The 22,001-nt window shown below is 59.4% G+C and carries 18 protein-coding genes and 3 pseudogenes; 3 read left to right on the top strand and 18 right to left on the bottom strand.

Annotated elements, in window-relative coordinates:
- The first annotated feature begins 1 nt into the window (after position 1).
- Positions 2 to 334, top strand: coding sequence for an antibiotic biosynthesis monooxygenase (locus ACS4RS_RS30210; protein ID WP_439011927.1), 333 nt, complete (start codon positions 2 to 4; stop codon positions 332 to 334).
- Positions 335 to 874: 540 nt separating this feature from the next.
- Here ACS4RS_RS30210 and ACS4RS_RS30205 read toward each other — a convergent pair.
- The 7 genes from ACS4RS_RS30205 to ACS4RS_RS30175 form a co-directional block, all read right to left on the bottom strand.
- Positions 875 to 3,403 carry a methyl-accepting chemotaxis protein gene (locus ACS4RS_RS30205; RefSeq protein ID WP_439011926.1) on the bottom strand — a complete coding sequence of 843 codons (2,529 nt, stop codon included), beginning with the start codon at positions 3,401 to 3,403 and terminating at the stop codon, positions 875 to 877.
- A gap of 135 nt (positions 3,404 to 3,538) precedes the next feature.
- Positions 3,539 to 3,859, bottom strand: a complete 321-nt coding sequence (locus tag ACS4RS_RS30200; protein WP_439012579.1) for an alpha/beta hydrolase domain-containing protein — start codon at positions 3,857 to 3,859, stop codon at positions 3,539 to 3,541.
- A 184-nt stretch (positions 3,860 to 4,043) separates the two neighbouring features.
- Positions 4,044 to 4,805 (bottom strand): SDR family NAD(P)-dependent oxidoreductase, encoded by a 762-nt coding sequence (locus ACS4RS_RS30195; RefSeq protein ID WP_012555752.1) that lies wholly within the window; start codon positions 4,803 to 4,805, stop codon positions 4,044 to 4,046.
- 13 nt (positions 4,806 to 4,818) lie between these two features.
- On the bottom strand, positions 4,819 to 5,628 hold the full coding sequence (locus tag ACS4RS_RS30190; RefSeq protein ID WP_183691863.1) for an ABC transporter permease: 810 nt from the start codon (positions 5,626 to 5,628) through the stop codon (positions 4,819 to 4,821).
- Positions 5,628 to 6,494, bottom strand: coding sequence for an ABC transporter permease (locus tag ACS4RS_RS30185; protein ID WP_012555750.1), 867 nt, complete (start codon positions 6,492 to 6,494; stop codon positions 5,628 to 5,630). Before ACS4RS_RS30185 ends, ACS4RS_RS30190 begins: the two co-directional genes overlap by 1 nt.
- A gap of 82 nt (positions 6,495 to 6,576) precedes the next feature.
- Positions 6,577 to 7,737 carry an ABC transporter substrate-binding protein gene (locus tag ACS4RS_RS30180; protein WP_003592159.1) on the bottom strand — a complete coding sequence of 387 codons (1,161 nt, stop codon included), beginning with the start codon at positions 7,735 to 7,737 and terminating at the stop codon, positions 6,577 to 6,579.
- A complete protein-coding gene (locus ACS4RS_RS30175) occupies positions 7,697 to 8,884 on the bottom strand; it encodes an ATP-binding cassette domain-containing protein (protein ID WP_183691859.1) in 1,188 nt (395 codons plus the stop codon). The genes ACS4RS_RS30180 and ACS4RS_RS30175 overlap by 41 nt, the downstream gene beginning before the upstream one ends.
- Positions 8,885 to 9,077: 193 nt before the next feature.
- Here ACS4RS_RS30175 and ACS4RS_RS30170 point away from each other — a divergent pair, with 193 nt between their 5' ends.
- Complete coding sequence (locus ACS4RS_RS30170) at positions 9,078 to 9,932, top strand: helix-turn-helix transcriptional regulator (RefSeq protein WP_449314132.1); 855 nt, start codon at positions 9,078 to 9,080, stop codon at positions 9,930 to 9,932.
- A gap of 208 nt (positions 9,933 to 10,140) precedes the next feature.
- Positions 10,141 to 10,773: pseudogene (locus ACS4RS_RS30165) on the top strand (thiamine phosphate synthase).
- 86 nt (positions 10,774 to 10,859) lie between these two features.
- On the opposite strand, the gene zwf reads toward ACS4RS_RS30165, so the two are convergent.
- From zwf to ACS4RS_RS30110, 11 genes and pseudogenes are all read right to left on the bottom strand, one after another.
- On the bottom strand, positions 10,860 to 12,329 hold the full coding sequence (gene zwf, locus ACS4RS_RS30160; RefSeq protein ID WP_003592154.1) for a glucose-6-phosphate dehydrogenase: 1,470 nt from the start codon (positions 12,327 to 12,329) through the stop codon (positions 10,860 to 10,862).
- A 317-nt stretch (positions 12,330 to 12,646) separates the two neighbouring features.
- Positions 12,647 to 12,778, bottom strand: a pseudogene (locus ACS4RS_RS30155) (antitoxin); the annotation flags it as partial.
- 193 nt (positions 12,779 to 12,971) lie between these two features.
- A pseudogene (locus ACS4RS_RS30150) lies at positions 12,972 to 13,718 on the bottom strand (DUF2493 domain-containing protein); the annotation flags it as partial.
- Between the two features lie 44 nt (positions 13,719 to 13,762).
- Complete coding sequence (locus ACS4RS_RS30145; protein ID WP_439011924.1) at positions 13,763 to 14,821, bottom strand: sn-glycerol-3-phosphate ABC transporter ATP-binding protein UgpC; 1,059 nt, start codon at positions 14,819 to 14,821, stop codon at positions 13,763 to 13,765.
- Positions 14,822 to 14,882: 61 nt separating this feature from the next.
- The gene (locus tag ACS4RS_RS30140) at positions 14,883 to 16,184 is read right to left on the bottom strand and encodes a D-tagatose-bisphosphate aldolase, class II, non-catalytic subunit (protein ID WP_003592150.1); all 1,302 of its coding nucleotides are present in this window, start codon (positions 16,182 to 16,184) and stop codon (positions 14,883 to 14,885) included.
- The gene (locus ACS4RS_RS30135; protein WP_012555744.1) at positions 16,181 to 17,134 is read right to left on the bottom strand and encodes an SIS domain-containing protein; all 954 of its coding nucleotides are present in this window, start codon (positions 17,132 to 17,134) and stop codon (positions 16,181 to 16,183) included. Before ACS4RS_RS30135 ends, ACS4RS_RS30140 begins: the two co-directional genes overlap by 4 nt.
- An 11-nt stretch (positions 17,135 to 17,145) precedes the next feature.
- A complete protein-coding gene (locus ACS4RS_RS30130) occupies positions 17,146 to 18,003 on the bottom strand; it encodes a carbohydrate ABC transporter permease (RefSeq protein WP_179612517.1) in 858 nt (285 codons plus the stop codon).
- Positions 18,003 to 18,920: a carbohydrate ABC transporter permease gene (locus ACS4RS_RS30125; protein WP_003592147.1), complete on the bottom strand. Its 918-nt coding sequence runs from the start codon at positions 18,918 to 18,920 to the stop codon at positions 18,003 to 18,005. The genes ACS4RS_RS30130 and ACS4RS_RS30125 overlap by 1 nt, the downstream gene beginning before the upstream one ends.
- Positions 18,917 to 20,170, bottom strand: coding sequence for an ABC transporter substrate-binding protein (locus tag ACS4RS_RS30120; RefSeq protein ID WP_012555742.1), 1,254 nt, complete (start codon positions 20,168 to 20,170; stop codon positions 18,917 to 18,919). The genes ACS4RS_RS30125 and ACS4RS_RS30120 overlap by 4 nt, the downstream gene beginning before the upstream one ends.
- Before the next feature lie 37 nt (positions 20,171 to 20,207).
- Positions 20,208 to 21,158, bottom strand: a complete 951-nt coding sequence (locus tag ACS4RS_RS30115; protein ID WP_012555741.1) for an N-acetylglucosamine kinase — start codon at positions 21,156 to 21,158, stop codon at positions 20,208 to 20,210.
- Entirely contained in the window at positions 21,155 to 21,949 is a 795-nt protein-coding gene (locus ACS4RS_RS30110) for a DeoR/GlpR family DNA-binding transcription regulator (protein WP_003592142.1), read from the bottom strand. The genes ACS4RS_RS30115 and ACS4RS_RS30110 overlap by 4 nt, the downstream gene beginning before the upstream one ends.
- Positions 21,950 to 22,001 lie beyond the last annotated feature (52 nt).

Genomic DNA, 22,001 nt, shown 5'->3' with positions numbered 1-22,001 from the left:
CATGACCATCACCATAATAGGAACAGTCGTCGGCCGTCCGGATACGCATGATGAACTGGAGAGGCTGCTGGCAGCTCAAGTGGAGCCGACGCGCAGTGAGCCCGGCTGTATCAACTACGATTTCCACGTTGACGCGAATGACGAATGCATCTTTATCTTCTACGAAAACTGGGCCAGTCAAGCCGACCTCGATGCCCATATGCTGATGCCGCATCTGGCGCCGCTAATGGGCCAGATCGACAGATTGCTGGCAGAACCGATAACCATCCGGCATTTGCGAATGATCAGTTCGCGCACTGCGGATGAGGCAAGGATGAGGGCGAATACGGTTTAGGGGCCGTTAGGATCAAGACTATGAAAATTGGCTAATTGCCCGAAGGCACGGCGGCAGTCGATCTTTTCGGACGTGTGACCCCACATCGGGGCAGCCCGATGAACGAGCGGTTCCCACTTGCTGCTTTGCGCGAATACTCATCGGCATCTGGTCGCGTCTCGATCCCTGCAACGCGCAGCGCTTCCAAAGTAGCGGAACAGCTGTCCTCTCGACGGCGGATATCAGCATCACCTGCCGCTCGCATCCTCGGTCGGATTAAATGCCTGATTTTCCTTCGGGCGCCTTTCCTGTCGGGCGCCTGCCTCACACTCGTGGCTCCTCCTTGCCACGTCTCTCGTGATGCGCAGGAGGCTAGCAATCAATCTATAACCGTGAGCGTTCAGTAGATTGACTGTTCAATGCTTAAAGATCGTGCCAAATCGCGATCGCCCGCCGCCATGTGGCAATACTGGAAATCTCCGTACACCGTGCTCACGCGGATCACGACTGGCGCAGGCGCTCATGACATCAAGTTACCAGGTCTGCGAATGTATGCTGCCATCATGCCGCGGCCTCGTAGCGTGCTGAAGCCGGGTTCTCGCGGCCTTCAAGCCGAAAGCGTGCGATCATGTCAGTAAGTGCGAGCGTCTCTGATGAGAGCTGTTGGGTGGCAGCATTCGTCTCTTCCACCATCGCCGCATTTTGTTGCGTCATACGATCAATATCGTTCACCGACGCGTTGATTGACTGGAGTGTTGTTGCCTGTTCGCGGCTTGAGGAGGCAATCAGTTCAATATGGCCAACGATGTGGACGATCTCGCTAGAAATTTCCATCAGCGCATCGCCCGTGCGACCGACGAACTCCGAGCCCGACGCAACCTCTTGGACGGAATTGTTGATGAGTTCGTCGATTTCCTTGGCAGCGCGAGCCGATCGCTGCGCCAGTTCCCGCACTTCCTGCGCCACGACAGCAAAGCCCTTGCCGGCCTCGCCCGCTCTCGCCGCTTCGACTCCCGCATTCAGGGCTAAGAGATTGGTCTGGAAAGCGATGGAGTCAATCGCGCTGACAATCTGAACGATCTTGCCCGACGCGTCCTCAATCCGCCCCATGGCCGAGACCGCGTTTCGGACCACTGAAGCCGAGGCGTCCGCGCCCTGTTTGGCCCGTTGAACAAGCGCAAGTGCTGCAGCGGCCCGTCCTGAAGAGGTGTTGACGGCGGAAGAAATCTCCTGCACTGCCGCTGCGGTTTCCTCAAGGGCAGCCGCCTGCTTCTCCGTTCGACTGGCAAGGTCATCGACGGCTTCCGCCATCTGGCGGCCATTGTCGCTGATGAGGGAAGACGTCTCGCGGATCTCGCAGAGCGTCTCTCTGAGACCCGCCACAGACATGTTGAAATCGATGCGGATCCGGTCGAGTTCGGGGGCAAAGGGCGTATCGATCGCAAAATTCAAGTCCCCGCGCGACAGCCGTGTTAGCCCTTCTGCAAGCGCTTCGATCGCGGCGTCAACCTGGACCTTGGCGCTACGTCGCTCGAGTTCGTTGCGGACGCGCTCGGATTCCGCGTTGCTACGCGCGATCTCGGCTTGTTGTTCCATTTCGACCTTCGATAGCGCATTCTTTCTGAAGACGGAAAGCGCGCGGGCCATTTCCCCGATTTCGTCGCCCCGTTTCTCGCCGGTGATCGCTGTGTCGAGCCTTCCCTCTGCGATCTTGCGCATCGCTGCGGTAATCTGGGTGATCGGTCCCTTCAGGGTAACGACGAGCGCGGCACCCGCGGTCATAGCTATCAGAATACCGATTACAATCGCGCCGCCAGATACCCTATTGGCCTGTTGACGATCCTGGCCAGCATTTTGCCTCTGCGTGTCGGCGAATTGCGCAAGAAGGTTCCAAGTGTTGTCGATTTGCCCCGCAGCGCTGTCGAATTCAGCCAGCTTGCGCGCCGCACCCTCAGAGAGCGCTGCAGCGTTCGCCGCAAGCAGATCGAGAACGGGTTGAGCCTTCTTCGGAATTTCGGCAAAAACCGGATCGTCGGTGACAACGCCGGCGAGACGGCCGAGCTCGGTCTGATACATGTAGATCGATTGCTGGACTTTTTTCACGCGCGCGTCGTCTGGTTTGCCGGCGAGTTCGGCGAAGCCGACGCGGATCTCGTTATTGCTGTTAACGATAGCACGCAGTTCGTTGCCGACATTCGTCGCCTGAGAGATATCCTTATCGGACGCGGCAAGCGCGAGTACGGAGGCCCGCATCAGGTCGTCGCCAATCGTCTTGAGAATGTCGCCAGTTGCAGCAAGATTTGAGACGGCGGCATCCGTTGCCGAGACATCCAAAGTGTCCGGCGACGCCTTCGAAGCGTTGGCGATGGCCTCTACAGCAGCGGCATACTGCGTGGCGAGGGCTTGTCTGTCGGTCCCTATCGCAGGCAAAAGCTGCTCCTTTGCGTTCTGCAAATCGGGCGCATATTTTGCTAGAAGGCTAAGCTTGTCAGGCGGCGTTGTAGCGTTTGTATAATCATTGCGAAATTTCGTCGCAACACTGGCGGCCGCGATGATGGAGACGGAATTACTCAGGCCGCTCTTGTTGGCATTTTCCATCTTTTTCGCACTGGCCATCAGTATGAACGAGCGCTTGCCAACCTCCCCTTGCAGGTCAAGAAGTGCCGCGGAAGCAGCGTCTACATCACTGAGAATTTTGTGCTGCCCCGTTTCGATTTGCCAGATCGCTTCGATCTTTTGCGGGATGATTTGGGACTGATCGAGCGCCCGTTCGAGAAGCTCCACATCGGTCGTCGGCCTTAGAGTTTCAATCGTCTCGTTCAGGTTTGCCAATTGCTCTTGGGCGTCCGCAAGCGCAGTATCACGAGCTTCCTGCGACGGCTTCATCAGAAAACCTGTCATGCTTGAAGAAACATGTTTGAACCCGTTCAGGGATTGCAAAACATGGTTGGAGATCTCCATCCGTCCCTCGAGAAGGCTCGACGCGTAGTACCCCGTCAATCCTACTGCGCATAAGCTAATGACGAATGGCGCCAAAAGCACGAGCACCTTCGTCTGAATGCGAACCCGCGACATCAAACCATGTATCATGAATGCACTCCCAAATTTGAACTAAAGCTGCCATCATTTTCTTAAGGACGCATGAAGCGACTCCCGTGGACTGGACCGCGCAGAACAGCCCGTGATCCTATTGCACGGATCAGGTCGTATTCAGGATTCAAAGTTTCAACGAATGAGCCCCTGACGCGCTCGTAGTTTTCCCGTCCGAAGGATGACATGCGGCCCAGCACAGGCGGCGATGTGCTTTTCGATGGTTTGGTTTTCGGTCACGCCTGATGCTGTCACGTTGAAGCCATTCTGATAGAGCCAGGAGTGTGAGGCGCCAGCAACCTCCCACAGGCGATATCGGCTTCTTGGATCATCACTGTCTTCCTGGCGCATCGGAAAACCTATTGATAAGTCCAAGGACATCGATCGCACCGACGACGTCGATGATCGGAGCATTGTGCGCTTGAAAAAGGCGCGAGGATCCGGGGACGCGATCATATTGGAGCACTGGCTGATTGCCTGGGCAGATGATTGATGATCGGAGCACCACCCATGCTCTTTCCTGCGACCCTTATAAGACGCATGGCGCAGCTTGCCGTCATGCGTCCACGCCCCGATATTCGATCTCGGATCCGGATGAGGGTCAGCCGATCCGACCCAGGGGAAAACCCCTTCCACCCCGTTAAACAATCGTCTCGCCGCCGTCGACGACGAGAATCTGCCCGGTCATGTAGGACGAGCGGTCCGAGACCAGGAAGAGAATGGGCTCGGCGATTTCGGAGACATCAGCCCAACGTCCGAGCGGCACCTTCTCGGCGACATAGGCCTCGATCGCGCCACGCCCGCCCATCTGGGCGATGAATGGTTCGTTGAACGGCGTATCCACCCAGCCCGGGCAGAGCGCATTAACGCGGATTCCGAACCTGGCGTAGTCGCCAGCCATCTGCCGGGTCATCGCGATGACCGCATGTTTCGTCGTCGTATAGGCAATCATCTCGCGATCGTAGAGTACGCCCGACGAGGAAGAGGTGTTGAGGATGACGCCGCGGCCGGCCTTCTTCATCAGCGGCATGACGAAGCGAGCCGCCATGAAATGCGCTCGGACATTCAGCCTCCAGGACCTATCGAAACCCTCGACAGCCACCTGTTCCAGATCGCCCGCCACCTGTGCGCCGGCATGATTGTGGAGGATGTCGATCCGGCCATGACGTTCGGCGACCGCAGCGATGCCGGCTTCGAGCGCCGTGTCATCGGTGACGTCGAGACCAAGGCACTCAGCCCTGCCGCCGGCCGCCTCAATTCGGTCGACGGTTTCGGCGGCACTGGCCGCATTTAGGTCGGCCACGACGACGAAAGCACCTTCTCCTGCCATGATCAGCGCGCCGGCCTGGCCGATGCCCGAGCCCGCTCCGGTGACGATCGCGACGCGATTTTCAAGAATCATTGGTGCTTCCCGTTCAGTTTGTTGTTTTCTCGCGCATCAGAAAGCGCGCGATGAGAATCAGTCCCAGCGATGCGACAAGCACCATCGTGGCGATGGCGTTGATCTCCGGCGTCACGCCACGACGGATCGAGGCGAAGACATAAATCGGCAGTGTCGTGTTCGAACCTGCGACGAAAAAGGCGATGATGAAGTCGTCAAAGGAGAAGGTGAAGGCGAGCAGGAAACCGGCCAGGATTGACGGCAGGATCTGCGGCAGCACAATCTGGCGAAAAGTGGTGAAAGGCGTGGCGTAAAGATCGCTCGACGCTTCGACGATGTCACGGCCGAGGCTGGCGATGCGTGCTTTGACGATCATTGTCACCAGCGCCATGGTGAAAAGGCCGTGGGCGGCGATGATCGAGCCATAGCCGAGTGAAAGCTTCGGCGCCTGTTCGCCTGGCCAGACGGCGGCGATCAGTGGATTGACGAAGCCGAAGACCTCGACCAGCGCCACCAGCGTTGCAATGCCGATGACGACGCCCGGGACGACGATCGCCGCGGCGAACAGCCCGTCGAAGACCGCGCGCGCCCGGGAGCCGAGCCGCTCCATGCCGATCGCCGCCATCGTGCCGAAAATGGCCGCCAGCCCGGCACTGGTAAAGGCGATGGTCAGGCTGTTCTGCAGCGCTTCCATCAGGAAGGTGTTCGCAATCGCCTTGCCATACCATTGCGTCGAGAAGCCGGTGAAATCGCTGGCATTACGGCCGGCATTAAAGGAGAACAGCACGACAAGCGCGATCGGCGTGTAGAGGAACAGATAGACTGCGGTGACCAGCGCGCGCATCAGACGAGATCCACTTGGCGGGTACCGGCAACACGCCAGGCGATGCGCATGGCGATCAACAGGACGATGACGACGACAACGACGAGAGTCACGGCGATTGCAGAGCCGAACGGCCAGTTGCGCGACTGCAGGAAGAGATCGACCAGCGCATTGCCGATGAAGAAGACTTTGCCGCCGCCAAGCAACTGCGGGATCAGATATTCGCCGAGCAGCAGGATGGTGACGAGGGCGATGCCGGTCATCACACCCGGAAGCGACAGAGGCAGCGTGATGCCGAAAAAGGTCGAAAGCGGCCGCGCGCCGAGATCGGCGGAGGCCTCCAGAAGACGGCGGTCGAGCTTTTCGAGGCTGACATAGATCGGCATGATCATCAGCGGCAGGTAACCGTAGACGATGCCGAGCAGCACGGCGCCCGGTGTGTTCAGCAGTCTGACATTTTCGATGCCGACCATCTCCAAGAGATGCGGAATGCCGCGCGCGCCCAAGATGTACATCCAAGCGTAGGTGCGCACGAGAAGGCTCGTCCAGAAGGGCACGACGACGAGGGAGACCAGCAGCAGCCGGTATTTGGCGCTCGCCTTGACGGCCAAGTAATAAGCAACCGGATAGGCGACGAGCAGGCAAGCGAAGGCGCCGATCGGCGCAAGAATCAGCGTGTTCTTGAAGGCCGCGGTACGCGAACCGAGATTGGCAAACTGCGCGAAGGTAAAAGCCGCCTGATAACCACCTTCTGGCGCCCGCTCGCCGAAGGCAAAGACGATGATGGCGATGAAGGGCAGCACCAGGAACACGAACAGCCAGATGCTGGCCGGGCCGACAAGAGCCGCAGTCACAAGGCGCCGATTGATGGCAGGAGTAAAACGCATCGAAAGGTTCTTTATCCCCCGATTTTAAGCATGAGACCGGCCCCTCGCGCCAAGGCGGCGGGGCCGGAGTCGGGAACGGCGATCAAGCCGACTTGAAACGCGCCATCAGTTCTGCCCGGCCGGGGTCGGTCAACGTCACCGCCGCGCCGAATTCCAGCGGCGTCAATGACGCCTCGTCCGGATAGACGATCTTGTTCGCTGTGATCTCCTTCGGCAGCAGTGCGATGACCCGGCTGTCGGTCGTCGGTGCGCCATTGGCGACGTGCTCCTTGACGGCATTGGCCGGATCCATGAGGTAGTTGAGCAGCGCGTAACCCGCCGCCTTGTTCGGCGCGTCCTTCGGAATGGCGTAATAGTCGGTCCAGATCTCGCCGCCGTCGGTGCCAAGCACATAGGCGATCTCGGGGACGTCACGGTTTAGCTGCGCTCCGTCGTTGGTCCAGCACATAGTGAGCCAGGCGTCGGTGGCGCGCATGGCCGGTTGGTAGTCGCTATTGATGGCGAAAAGGTGCGGTTTGACTTTGATCAGCAGTTCCTCGGCCTTTGCGAGTTCGTCCGCCTTGATCGAATTGAAATCGTAGCCGAGCGAAACCAGCGCGCTGCCGATCGTCGTCAACTGATAGTCATGCACCATGGCGCGGCCGTCGGCTTCCGTCTGGGCGATGTCAAAGAAGTCCTTCCAGCTCGAAAGCTTGGTCTTGATCTTTGCGGTGTTGACCGAGAACCCGGTCGTACCCCAGTTCTTCGGCACGGCGTAGGTCTTGCCGTCGATCATGCCTTCCTTGGTGAAGCGCGGATTTTCCGTCGCCTGGCTGAAATTCGGGATCTTGGAGAGATCGAGTTCGTCGATCAGGCCGAGCTTGTGGTGGGTGGAGATCGTGTAGTTGGTCGGCACGAAAAGCGACCAGCCGGAGGCGCCCGCTTGGAGCTTGGCCAGCATTTCTTCGTTGGAGCCGAAGACGTTGACCTCGACGGCAACGCCGGTCGCCGCTTTGAAATTCTCGAAGGTCGCAGGGTCGTGGTAATTCGGCCAGGTGGCGATCGACATCTGGGTTCCGAGGTCCTCGGCGTAGGCGGGCGTCGACAGCGCACCGGGGAAACGCGACAACACGGCGGTCGCAAGCCCGAGGCCGGTGACGCCGAGGAAGTGGCGGCGGCTGACGGAGCCGCGCTTCAGGCGCATGAACTCGTCCATGAAGCCTTCAGGGGTAATAGGCAGATGATCCTTGTAGTCCTTGCTCATGATGCTGTTCCCTTGTTCTGGTTTTTGCATTCGATGCTGAAGAAACTTGGGGCGAAGAGGCCTCGCCTGGAAAAACGTGGGCCACATCAGGATCGAAGCCGAGGAAGACCGCTTCACCTGGCTCGACCAGATGGCTCTCATTCATGCCGCGCCGGTCGGCGGTGACGAGGAAATCGCCGAGACCCGGAACAGTGACGGCATATTCGGCCGAGGAGCCGAGGAAGATGCGGTGTGTGACCGTGCCGGCAAATGACGTGCTGCCGACCGCAGCCCGCGTCAGCCGGATTGCCTCAGGACGGATCGCGACGATGACGTCCCCCGCCGCTAGGCCAGGACGGGCGATGGCGGCAAGCGCCGAACCGTCGGCAAGGCGCAGCGTCGTCCCATCGGGTTCCAGCGTCGCATCGATCCGGTTGGTCTTGCCGACGAAATCGGCGACGAAAAGATCGGCCGGGCGGTCATAGACCTCTTGCGGCGTGCCGAGCTGACGAATGCGCCCGGCGCTCATGACGCAGACGACGTCCGCCATCGACAGCGCTTCTTCCTGATCGTGGGTGACGAGCACGAAGGTGATGCCGAGCTCGCGCTGCAGCGTCTGCAATTCGATCTGCATGGCCGAGCGCAGCTTCTTGTCGAGCGCTGCCAGCGGCTCGTCAAGCAGCAGCACCGAAGGCCGGTTGACGATCGCGCGCGCCAAGGCCACCCGCTGCTGCTGGCCACCGGACATCTCGTGGATGCGCCGCTTGGCGAAACTGCCAAGCCGCACCATCTCGAGCGCTTCTGCCGCGCGGCGATTGATCTCGGCCGCCGCAAGCCTTGGTCGCATCTGCCGCAAGCCATAGGCGACGTTCTGTTCGACGTTGAAATGCGGAAACAGAGCATAATGCTGGAAGACCATGTTGACGGGGCGGCGATAGGCCGGAACGCCGTTCATCTCCCGCCCGTCGATCAGCACGACGCCCTCGCTCGGCTGCTCGAACCCGCCGATCATGCGCAGACACGTGGTCTTGCCGCAGCCAGAAGGGCCGAGCAGAGCGAGGAAAGCGCCCTTCGGTACATTCAGGTTTATGTCGGTCACGGCGGTCACCGCGCCATAATTCTTGGTGACCGAACGGAATTCGATATCGTTCGTCGAAGCGGATGCCACGCGTCTGTTCCCTGCGGTTGGTTGGTATGGGCAGTCTAGCGCTGCCTTTTTGCCACCGTCGTTTGACAAAGAGTAAGCCCGGGCCCTCAGCGCGGTATATACCCCGAAAGAGGTATTCTGCCTCACATCTCTTCGTGGAAGGTGTATATGAAACTCGGCGTATTCCTGCTGAGACGGTTTGGGGAGGCTATCGATGAGCATCGATCTCGAGGCGCTGTTTCAGGCTTTCGACGTCACCGTTGGAAAGCCCGCCATGGCGGATGCGGAGTTTGGAGAGGCATTCCGCGGGATGATGGCAGCGCTGGTGCGCTTCGATTATGTCGTGGTTTTTGCCTATCGCGGCAAAGAACGCCCGATCGATCTCTACAGCACTTTCGATCCAGATGAAAATGTCGTTTTCGTCACCCTCTATCAGGTCGGTCCCTACCTGCTCGATCCGTTTTACCATACCGCTCGCGCGCGCCGCCCGGGGGTCTTCCGCATGCGCGAGCTGGCGCCCGACCGCTTCTTCTCCAGCGAATATTATCGGAGCTATTATGTCCAGACGGGACTTGCCGAGGAGATCGGCTTCTTCGTGACACTCGACGACGACATCACCGTCGTGCTGTCGCTGATGCGCCGGGAAAAGACTGGTCCGTTTCCGCCGGCCGAATTCGCGCTTCTGAAAAAGGCCGAACCCTTAGTGGCGAGCCTTGTCCGGCATTTCTGGCCGGGGCTCGGGACCCGCTTCGACGCGCAACGCGATGCCGGCTTGCGAAAGGGGAGGAAAAGCGGTGCGGCGGCGCAGGCGCTGCAGCCGGCGGATACTGTCTGGCGCGACCTCAAGTTGACGAGCCGCGAAACCGCGATCGTCGATCTGGTATTGCAGGGACATTCGTCGGAATCGATCGGCCTCAGGCTCAACATCTCGACGGGCACGGTGAAGGTCCATCGCCGCAACGTCTACCGCAAGCTCGGCATCTCCTCGCAGACGCAGCTTTTATCGATCTACCTGAAGACATTGGGCAGCATGGGCGACCGACCAGCAGCCCAAAGCACGGGTCGATAGGCCTCGGCCCGGACAGCCTGTCCGCTTCGGCATGAAGCAGACAGGCTTCGTTCAGTTGCGACCGGAGGCTCAGCGGCGGCCTTCCACCAGGTGGGCGGCCTCGCCCTTGCTGAGACCGGCTTGGCATCTCCGCCGGAGTGCCGGACTTGAGTACTATTCGATCATGAACAGCGATCTTTACTCCCGTCATCGGAAAGGCAGTCTTCTTGTGAAGCTCGATCCCTTCCATCTCATCGTCGATAGCGCCCCGAATGGGCCGAGCATCTCGTGCCGCTCGGCGTCAGGCTCGTCCAGCTGCGCATCAAGGATTGTCCGGACTCCGGCTTCGGAGCAGATCCGGCGTCGAAGACTGCGTGTGCGGCGCCAGGTTCCCAGTTGGTCGTCAACGACTACTGGAAGCTGGCGATCGATGAAGGATGCGATTTCACTCATCCCGGGCAGGAAGACCTGATGGCCGCCGACGGGAATGCCATTCGTCGTGCTGGTCCGAAGCTCGGCCTTTCGATGCACGACATATCGGAGCTGGAGACGGCGGTGGCAGCCGAGCCGGACTGCGTGCGCTCGGACCGGTCCGGCCGACGATTCTCAAACAGATGAAATGGGCGCCGCAAGGCATTGAACGTGTTGCGGACTGGCGGCGGCGCGTCGGCGCGATACCGCTCGTCGCCATTGGCGGGATTACCGCCGAACGCGCGCCGCAGTGCTGGAAAAGGGCGCCGATAGTGCTGCCGTAGTCACCGATATCACCCGCAACCCGGATCCCGAGGCCCGCACGCGGCAATGGCTCGCCACAAACCGTTCATCGCGATCCGCGAATGAGGAGCATCTCCGTCGGCTATAGCGGCGATCCGCCGTGACGACCTCTCTCAACGTGAAGGACGGAAGCCGCCGGCAAAGGGAGGCCGGCACCGATCCAATTGTTGACCCTCAATCACGCTTTGCCGCGTCCCTCCAAGCGCGCTCGAACGGTAGGCGCCAAGCGTGCGGGGCAATGAGTTGGTGGATCGACTTCGGCCCCCAGCCGCCCTGGTCGTAGAGGCGTACGGGCGGCGGGTTATCGAGGAGAGATTGGGAAACCTCCCAAAGCCGCTCAATACCCTCGGCCGTAGTGAACAGCGTGTGGTCGCCGCGCATGGCGTCGAGGATCAGACGCTCATAGGCCTCCAGAACTTCGCCAATCAGTCCGGTTTCGCTCATGGCGAATTGCAGCGAGAGCTTGTCGAGCCGGAAGCCTGGTCCAGGGCGCTTGCCATAGAAGGAAAGCGAGACCTTGGAGGCATCAGCAAGGTCGAAGGTAAGGTGGTCCGGGCCCTGTGCCCCAACGCCAGAGCCCGCAGGGAACATCGATTTCGGGGGCTCGCGGAATGCGATCGAAATAATGCGCTGCCCCTCGGCCATGCGCTTGCCGGTACGCAGGTAAAAGGGCACGCCAGCCCAACGCCAGTTGTCGATGGCGCATTTTAGGGCGATGAAGGTGTCAGTGTCGCTTTCGGGATCGACGCCAGGCTCACTACGGTAGCCGATGTATTGACCGCGCACCACGTCGCGCGGCTCAATCGGCAACATGGAACGGAACACCTTGTTCTTCTCTTCCGAGATTGGCGCAGGCTCAAGGGCAGTGGGCGGCTCCATCGCCATGAAGGCGAGGATTTGGAAGAGGTGGGTCACCACCATGTCGCGATAAGCGCCGGTGGTCTCGTAAAAGGCGGCGCGGGTGGCAAGGCCGAGCGTCTCCGGAACGTCGATCTGCACATGGTCGATGAAGTTGCGGTTCCAGATTGGTTCGAACAGACCATTGGCAAATCGGAAGGCCAGGATGTTTTGCGCCGGCTCCTTGCCAAGGAAATGGTCAATGCGGAATATCTGCTTCTCGTCGAAGACCTCGTGCAGCTTCTTGTTCAGTGCAACGGCACTGGCAAGATCAGTGCCGAAGGGCTTTTCCATGATGATACGGGAGCGTTCAGTCAGCTTAGCCTGGGCGAGGAGTTGTACGGCCAGAAGAGCAGCACCAGGTGGCACGGATAAATAATGCACGCGCCGCGTCTCGGCGCCCAGTGCTTCCTCGGCCCTGTCGACCGCTTGCTTGAGAGCATTGGCGCCGGCAGCGAGAGGAACGTAGTCGAGCGATGCGGCAAACGCTTCCCATTCGGACTGCGAGAACTTGCGAGTCAAGAATTTGTCTAGTGAGTCACGGGCGATGGTGCGGAAAGCATCGGCATCGATGTCGTCGAGCGAGACGCCGATAATGCGACATCCCGGGATGAAGCCCGCATTGGTGAGATGGAACAGCCCGGTTAGTAGCTTGCGCCTTGAAAGATCGCCCGTCGCGCCGACGAGCACAACGACCTGTGGATAGCCGGGGCCAACCCGAGTTGAATTCTTGCGCAAAACACTCATCCTCAAGTCTTCCGTTGTCGCTTGGGGATGGAGGTCGACCCCAGTTCTGCGCTGCCGCGAAGCGGCCATCTTGGTGCGTAGTGCCATGACGTTGAAGCTCACCCCTCTAAGGTTAAATAGAGGCATGGATTGTGTAGCGGAGCAAGAGGGCGTCACGATGAGCGGCCGCCGGTCGAGTGCTTAAATCATAGCCAGTGCACAGAGCCGGCCTGGCCGAATCCCCAACTGTTCATCGGTCGCGCTTTCACGCTCAAGACAACAACCAGTTCTCGATCCGCAACCCGTCGTAGACGGAAAAGTCCCGCACATGAGCGGTCAAACCTCGCGAAACGCGAGAGGATGCCTTCCAGAGACGGTTTCAGCAGGCGGATGCGAAGCTCGTCACCGATCCGCTCGATTTCAAGGTCCATCTCGGTCTGACTGTAAGCCAGATCCGCGGGAATGCGCACAGCCTGCTAGTTACCGTTTTTGAATACCTTGGTCCTGTGCATGGTACCTTCCTTCTTGATGTACATCATCTGTGTGTACAAATGCATTCGACGCTGCGATACAATGCCGCCATCGACTAGATCTGAAAAACCGGGTGCAAACCAGCTGCCGCTGCGCGGCAGCCAGGGCGTTTTTCGATGGTCAAGCAACGAGTCAGCCGAATTGACTTGCCCGCCAAACCGGGATGCCTAGCCGACGCGCCTTATCGGCCAGATTCCCGCTGATCCATGGAACCGGGAAAGATGATGACGCCGGTCGGCATCACCGACAAGGTCTCGTCGTTGCTTCGGAACGGGGCAGCCTTGGCGTGCTTCGTCCAGTTCGGTTTGAAGGAGATATGCGTCACCTTGCGGGCTTCGGCCCAGCAGGCGGCAATGCGCTCGGCGCCCTTTGGAGATGCGCCATGCCGGAGGACCATATCGGGATGCTTGGCATGGACCTCGAGCTTTGCCGAGATCCGTTCATGGTCGTTATAGTCCATGCCGCCGGACAAGGCGATCTTGGTGCCGGCAGGGATCAAGACCTCGGTTTCGGCGCGGCGGCGGGCCGAAAGGAGATCTCTGGAGTCGATCATCGCCGCCGTCAGGTTGGCGTGGCTGACTTTGGAACCAGTGCGCGGGCGCCAGGAAGAGCCGGTCTGGGCCTCGAACATCTCGGATGAATAATCGCGCATACATTCAAAGAGGTTGCGCCGCTCCAGTAGTGTGATGCCCTCGGCGACGTGACGTTCGAGTTCACGCTCCTCACCTCCGAGCCATCCTGTTCGCGCTGGCCGCTCCGTTGCGCCTCTTCGTTACGATCGACCTCACGCTGGATGCGCTCGCCGGTGCGGTGGAAGAGATTGGGGATCGACAAAGGTAGGTCTTCGAGATCGGGCTCTAGCCGCGTGTCACCGAGAACAGGTTTAAGCCCCGCTTCCCGAAGGCACCCGACGACGCTCTAAATTACCACGAGAGCCTATTTCCGCCCGCGTAGTCGAACAAATGCACTTTTGCCCGGTTGGGCGACAGCTGGACGTTGTCACCCGCTCGCAGATCAAGTCGCTCCCTAACGCTTGCGACGATGTGGTCGGATCCCACTTTCACGGTCACCTGTGTTTCGGCGCCCGTCGGTTCGACAAGTAGGACTTCACCCCTCACACCGCCACGGTCGACAGCTAAATCCTCAGGCCGAACGCCGTACGTGACCTTCTGTCCATCTTCAAGAAAGACGCCGTCCGGGAGGGGCATGCTCACGTTGCTGTCGGAGACAAAGTTACCGGCGCTACACTTTCCCTTGATGAAATTCATTCCCGGTGAACCGATGAACCCTGCGACAAACAGGTTGGCTGGGCGATCGTAGAGGTCGAGCGGCGATCCGATCTGCTCCACGTTGCCATCGCGCATGACGACAATCTTGTCGGCCATGGTCATCGCCTCGATCTGGTCGTGCGTCACATAGATCGTCGTGGTCTTGAGGCGCTGGTGCAATTGCTTTATTTCGGAGCGCATTTGGACGCGTAGCTTTGCATCGAGGTTAGAAAGAGGCTCGTCGAACAGGAACACTTGCGGGTTGCGAACGATCGCCCGGCCCATGGCGACCCTCTGTCGTTGCCCTCCCGAAAGATTGCGAGGATGGCGTTCGAGAAGATGTTCGAGGCTCAAAATCTGCGCTGCCTCGCGGACCCGCGCCGCGATTTCTTCCTTTGGCGCTTTCGCGAGTCCGAGAGAGAAGCCCATGTTCTCTCTGACAGTCATATGCGGGTAGAGAGCATACGATTGAAACACCATAGCGATGTCTCGCTCCTTGGGAGCGACGTCGTTGACGACACGTGCGCCGATTGAAATTCGTCCGCCCGATATTTCCTCAAGCCCGGCGATCATCCGCAGAAGCGTCGACTTTCCACAGCCTGAAGGCCCGACGAGAATGACGAACTCGCCGTCGTGGATTTCTATATCGACGCCATGCAGGATCTCCAGGTGACCGTAATTTTTGCGGGCATTCGCGACGCTGACCGACGCCATAGGTTTCTCCGGCTGAACTAAGTTGAATACTGTCCGCAGATGGCGGCTGACGCTATGGACATTAGGGTTGGTTGGCCGTCGCCACAGAATAAGGATCGAGTGCGGCATCGATCGCGGCCAAACAAAGGTCGCGGGCTCGCGGGGCGACCCGGCCAGCAATAACTTCGGGATAAACGCGAGAAAGATACTGACTGATGAGGGTTTCGGGGATGGGATCGGGAAGCTGGTCCAACAAAGCATCGACTGCGCTCAGCGCCCTGCTCTCAGGCCAGTAATAGCGAATGCGGTCGCTGTAGCTGAAGTGGCGCTGCAGACGCACTTCATCACCCGAGCCGTGGTAGTGGTCCGACCAATGCTCCGGTTGGCTCAGCATGAGCGTCTCCATCTCGGCTGGCAAACTGTCTTTTGGGTTCCCCGCGGCGAGAACGGTGCGGATCGCGTCCAGAGCATACAGTGCCTCGCGCAGCGCAAATGTCAGACCTGGCCCGACTTTGAGGATTGCAAACCCCTCATTGACGAGAGCGGATAGCCCACGAGCGGTTTGATAATCCGTCGAATGAGCTTCAAAGAGCAGGTCTGGCATCCGATCGAGTGTCGATGCCAGTGCGCGGGCCTTTTCGGAGTGGTAGAAGACCACGTTCGTATTGCCGAACTCGACCCCGGGCTGCACAACCATTCCTACCACCCGGGTCATCGCCTCCGGCACGCCCGCCTTGTCGAAGGCTGACCGATGCACGGCGAGAGTCTTCAGAGCTGCGTCTGGATGCGTCACTTCGAGCGCCTTGATCGCATGGGCTGCGCCGCCGGGGGGCGGAACTTCCGTTCCGATGATATAGACCGGCGGTCGCTGGCCCGTTCGCCGCGCCGCGTCTTCGGCGACCTTGGCCAGCCGCGCTGCTCGTTCAGCGGTCAGCTCGTCGGGCAAGGATGTTGCTTCCCCCGCACATCCCATTGACGTGTCGAGATGCAACTTCTCGAAGCCTGCTTCGACATAGGCTTTCACCATGTGCTCCGCTCTCGACATGGCCTCTTCGGCGCGCAGCATTCTCCAAGGATTGGGTCCGAGATGATCGCCGCCGAAGATGATATCTTTAGGAGACAAGCCCGCTTTTTCGGCGATTGCCTCGATAAAACGCTTGAAGGCCGTGGGCGTCATGCCGGTATAGCCGCCCTCCTGATTGACCTGATTACAGGTTGCTTCGACGAGAGCGACCCTGTCCTCTCTCGACGCCCGCCGCAGGGCCGCTTCGATGACGAACGGATGCGCGGAACAAACTGAAACGATCCCACGAGGCAACTGGCGCTCGCGTTCTCCGAAGAGCTTGGAAAAAGCCACGGCGCGATTTTGATGAATTCCGCTCATGCCAGTTTAACGACCTTTGTGAGGTGCCGTGGCTCAACAGTATCAATACCTCTCGACTGCGCGACGCGCTCTCCGAGAATTTGGAGCGCAGGAAGCAGAGCGAGGCCAGCGAGCGAAAGATCGAAGTCTACCGCCAGTTCTATATCACCTGGACCGCCGATACCGATGACGACCGCTCCCTTGTCGCGCAGTTCGTCAACAAGCTTGGTCTCCGCATCCTTCTGATCGGTACTGTAGAGCATGACCGCCGCCGTGTTTTCGTCCACGAGGCTGATCGGACCATGGCGATATTCGAGCGGATGAAAGGGTTGGGTCAGCACCTGGCTCATTTCCATCAGCTTCAAGGCGCCCTCAGAAGCGATGCCGAAAAGAGGGCCGCCGCCAAGGAAGACGAAGTGGTTGCGCCGCAAAACATTTTTATCGAGCGCAGCGTCAAGCTTCTCCGCTAGCACTTTAGCCGAAGACACGATCGATGCCGGAATGTGACTGCCGATCATCTGCAAGCCAAGCAGCAACATGAGGCTGGCCGAGGCGGTCATAACAATACCTTCTTCGGCATGCGTCGCCGAAGCGACGACCGCGTCGGCGGCCTTCGCAAGTGAGCTGTCCGCTTCAACGGTCAGAGCTGTGACAAAGGCACCATTTGCCTGGCTGTTTCTCGCGGCAGCAACGGTCTCAGTCGTCTCACCGCTTCTTGATATTGCGACAACATGGGTGTTCTTCCAGTCGGGCCAGAAGAAGGCGGCGCGGTTCAGCCACTCGGCGCCGGGCACGGCGATTGCACGGCGGCCGGCGCCGTTGGCGTATGCGGCAAGCGACATGGCGAGATAGTACGACGTTCCGCAGCCGACGTAGACGAGGACGGCATCGCGGGTGGTCGTGGTGTTTAAGCTCAGCGCCTTTTCCCAAAATGGGAACTGTTCGCGGATTACTTTTTCGGTGGTGTTCATATCAGCTCCGATTACTTGACCGAGCCGGCCAGCAATCCGCTGACAAGGTATCGGTTGAGAAAGATGACGACGACAGCGGGGATGACGATCGCGATGGATCCGCTGGCCGTAATCAGCCCATAGTCGATGAAGTTTTTGGTGACGAACTCAGGAATGAGAACTGTCAGTGGCTTGGTCGCCTGCGGCGAGAAGATGAGGGGCACGAGGTATTGGCCCCAGGCTCCCAGAAAAGTAAGGATCGCTGCGGCCGTCAGACCAGGGCCGGCCAGTGGCAGAACGATCTTGAAGAAGATGTAAAGCCGTCCAGCGCCATCAAGCTGTGCTGCTTCCTCCAGCGCGAGCGGCAAGGCATCGAAGACGCTTCGCAGCAGCCAGAGGGAAAGCGGCAGATAGGCCGAGACATAGATTAGCGCGACGCCGACATACGTATCGACGAGATGCATCTTGATCATGATCTGATAAAGCGGGATCAAAACGGCATAGGCGGGGATCGCGAGGGTTGCGACGACCAGACCGAACAAGGCATTGCGACCGGGAAAGCGGATACGAGCGAAAGCATAGGCGCCCAAGGCGGAAATTGCTACGCATAGCAGCGTCGCCCCGGCAGACGTGATGACGCTGTTCACAAGAGCTGCGCGAAACTGACGCCACACCTCGACGCCGCCGATGCGAGCGACATCGATCCCGAGAAGGCGGGAATAGTGATCAAAGGTGAAATGCTGCGGAAAGAAGTGGATCGGCCTTACGGAAAAATCGTCGGTCGGCGTTACGGAACTCATGACCGTCCAGTAGATCGGGCCAAGCGACCAGACTAGCAGCACGACGACACCGGTCCATATCGACAGGCGATGAAGCAGCGTGGGTTTCATCAGTCGAACCTTGTGTTGCGATAGACCCGAAGGACGTAGACGAGCGAAACGAGCAGCGAGACAAATGTAATGACGACGGAAAGCGCCATGCCGTATGAAAACCGCAGGTTCTGGAAGGTCTCAAGGTAGATCTGGACGAGGATCGGCCGTGTCTCGAGACTGGAACCGGCAAGAACCCAGGCCTCGTCGAAGAGGTTGAAGGCGTTAACGGTCGCGTTGGTCATCGCCACGGCAAGGGCGCTGCGCACCAGGGGTAGTGTGACTAGTGCGAACATCTGCGGACGCGACGCGCCATCGATGCGCGCTGCCTCATAGAGATCCGCGGGAATGCTTTGCATGGCCGCTAGGACGATCACGATTGTCAGGGGCATCATGCGCCAGACATGCACGACCGTAACTGCGATGATTGCGCTTGTCCGATCGTTGAACCAGACGTGATTTTCAAAAGGAAGGCCGAATGAAGACAGTATACCGTTCAAAAGACCGGCACCCGGTTGATAGATCCACAGCCAGATGACGGAATTCACCACACCAGGCAACGCCCAGGGCAGGATGACGGCCGCCAGAACCCATTGCCGGCCCACTTTCAACTGGTTGATCAACGCGGCGGCAAGCACGCCGAATACCGTTTCAGCCAGCACGGCGAGTACGACATAGATCAGGGTATTGACCCAGGTCGCAGCGAGCTGCCCGTCCGAAAGCATGCGCGTGTAGTTTTCCAATCCGACGAAGGGGGTGCCAGCCTGCATGGGGTTGACCCGGTGCAGGCTATCCCACAGCGTTCGCACCATTGGATAGAAGACGAGCGCTGTCATGGTCATAAGGATTGGCGATACGAGTAGCACGCCGAGGGTGGCGTCGGCATTCAAGCCGACACCCTTCTTTGCTGGAGCCTCCCTGTAGGCAACGGCGGTCATTGTGCCATCGCCTGCTTTGCTGCAGAGGCAATGCTCTCGACCGCCTGGTCAACCGTCATCTGATCCTTGGCAGCGCTGTTAATCGCGGTGTTCACGCCGCTCGAGAATTGTGGGTACCATGGGGGCGTGCCCTGCGGAAAGAGCGCTTCAACGGTCTTCGACTGCGCCACGAGCGCATCGCCGCTGTTCAGCTTTCCTTCCGAATTTAGTTCAGACAAGGCGGATGTCCTGGTCGGCAGGAAGCCATTGGCGACGTTCTTCTTCTGGAACTCGCGGCTCGTAAACCATTTGACAAAGGCGACGGCCGCTTCCTTGTTGGACGAGACGTTCGGGATCGCCAGGGCCTCCGGTAGACCGAAGCTGCGCGTCTGGCCGCTTTCGGTCGGAACCAGGATCGCCTCGACCTGGCCGGCAACCTTTGACTGTTTGGGATCGTTCATCTGACCGAGACGGCCCGGTTCGCCCGAAATCATGATGCTGGTCAGGCCCTGGGAGAACATGCCTTCGTTGATCTGGCTGTCCTTGAGGCCGGTCGACGCGGGATCAACAAGACCTTCCTTGAGCAGCTTCAGTTCGAAGGCGAGCGCCTTGTAGCCGGCGGAATCGGGCTTGGTGAAGAGTGGGTTGAAGTCCTTGTCGAACAGCTCGCCTCCGAATGCCTTGGTCAGGAGATACCAGCTTGTGGAAGCCCCTTCCGTGGCCGACAGCGGCAGACCGATCGGATAGGTGGCGACGCCTTTCTCCTTAATCTGCTTTGCGGCAGCTTCAAGCTGTTCAAGTGTCTTCGGCATCTCGGTTATGCCGGCATCGGCGAAGTGCTTCTTGTTAACGAGCATCACCCGAAAGTCGTTGGTGTAGGGTATGCCCAGCAGCTTGCCATCGACGGTGAAGATCTTGGCAACGCTGATGTCCTTGAGTGTATCCGCATCGAAAGAATCGTTCAGCGGCATATACCAGTCTGCCGCCGCGAACTGACCGGTCCAGGACCAGTCGAATTCGGTTACGTCAGCAGGCGCGGTGCCGGCGACAAGCGCCGTCACCAACTTCGGGCGGATGTCGTCCCAGGAGAGTGTCTGGAGATCGACATGAATGCCGGTCTCGGCTTCAAACGCGGACGCGATGTCCGGCCCCTGCGGGGATGGCATCAATACGGTGATCGACTTGCCGGCGAGCGGCTTGTCTTGGGCGGCGGCAGGAAGTGCGACAGCCAGTGCGGCGGAGGCAAGCAGTGATAAGAATTTTTTACGCATGTTCCCATCCTTCTTTGTTATCGATGCTTTCCGTGAATTATTGCGCAAACGCCGCTTGTGACGAGGCGGCGACGTGCCCGATCCAGCCATCGTCAATGGGCCAGTCGAGAAGTCGGGCGGCAGCCAAGAGCGCTCCGCCGATCGGTGATAGTCTCGGAGCAGCCGCGGGGCGGCCAATGCGGTGCTCGAGCGCCTTCAGAAGAGTGCTGCTCCGGAAGGTGCCGCCGGCGTATGTCCAGTCCGCCTCCGGCTCGCAGTGCCCTGCAACCGCGCGATAGTGCTTTGCGAGTTCGTCTGCGGCGAGCTCAAACAAACCGATAGCCGCCTCGTCGCCCTCCCTTGCGGCTCGATCGACCACTGCCGACAGAGCTGCGATGCTTGAGCGCGTCGCTGACGAGGTGGCCCACCCGCCGAGACTGTCCATCGGATCGCCTGGATCGAGCTGCAGATACGCGAATATGGCCTCGGTCAGGGCTGTCGGAAAGAAGCGGCCGTCAAGGCTCTGGCTGACGAGGTTGAGCGCCCGTCTGCCGACCCAGTAACTGCTGCCTTCGTCGCCAATAACATCACCCCAGCCGCCGGTCCGCGCAGGCGTGCCGTCGGCATTCCGAGCCCAGGCCATGGATCCGGTTCCGGAAAGGACGAGAATACCGGGCTTGCCTGCCAATGCGCCAAGGTGAGCGGCATCGACATCGTTGAGAACGCGTGTTTGCGCCTTCGGAAAGGCCTGCCTGATGGTTTCTTCAAGCAGGCGCGAGAGGTGAGCAACCTCGCCATACACCGGCAGGGCCGCAGCGACGCCTGCTAGTTTCTTTTCACTCCGAAAAGGCTCGATATATTTTTCGAGTTCCGTCCTCCAACCTGGATTACCCATCGGGTTGATGCCGCCGCCCAGCGCGGTCCGGAGGATGCAGCCGTTCTTGTCGGCAAGCGCGAGGATCATCTTAGTGCCGCCGCCGTCGACGCCAAGGATCAGATCGTCGCTCAAGACTTCGCTCCCTGATCGGCAAATAAGGTTTCAACGGCAAACTCGGTGAGCATGGCGCGCCAATCGTTCGACAGCTCCGCGTCGGTGATCAGCTTGGCACTGCTGAGAAGTGCAACCTTGTGGGTCGCATGCATGCCGAACTTTGAAGAATCCGCCAGCACGAACCGATCGGCAGATCGAGCGAGCATTTTCCGGTTGAGGCTCGCCTCTGCGCTATCGACACTGTAGATCGCGCCATCGTTGCTCACAGCACTGGCTCCAAGAAAAAGTTGGTCGAACCAGATCGTCTCAAGCATCGCTTCCGCGTGCGGGCCGACGAAAGAAGCGTTTTCGCTGCGAAGCTGGCCGCCCAGAAGAACGACCTCCAGATTAGGGACGTTCATGAATTCCTGCGCCACGATCAGGCCGTTCGTGAAAATTCGCAGCGGCATGGCGTTGATGCGGATCAGCTTGGCGAGCTGAAGCACGGTCGTTCCGGCATCCAGGAAAATCGCGCTCCGAGGAGCAAGCTGCTCGTATGCAACGTTCGCGATTGCGCGCTTGGCGGAAAGTTGACGCTTTTCACGTTCCTGGAACGCTAGCTCGACTGACGATCCGTCGGCAATGCGTGCTCCACCGTGGACACGATCAATCGCGCCTGATTCCTGCAACACCTGAAGATCGCGGCGAATGGTTGCCAGAGACGCGCCTACGGCATCGGCAATGTCCTGAATTGTCGAAAAACCGTTCGCATAGAGATGGCTGCGGATGAGGTCCAGCCGATCTGTTTTTAGGCCGCCGCTCTGATACACGTTTGTTTCCTTAGGTTTACGTTTCGTCAGATTTTCACTTAAAAAGATCAAT

This window comes from Rhizobium sp. F40D2, assembly GCF_051810745.2.
Lineage (GTDB): Bacteria > Pseudomonadota > Alphaproteobacteria > Rhizobiales > Rhizobiaceae > Rhizobium.
Note: the sequence above shows the minus strand (reverse complement) of the source record. Positions and strands in the feature narration are given on the sequence as shown.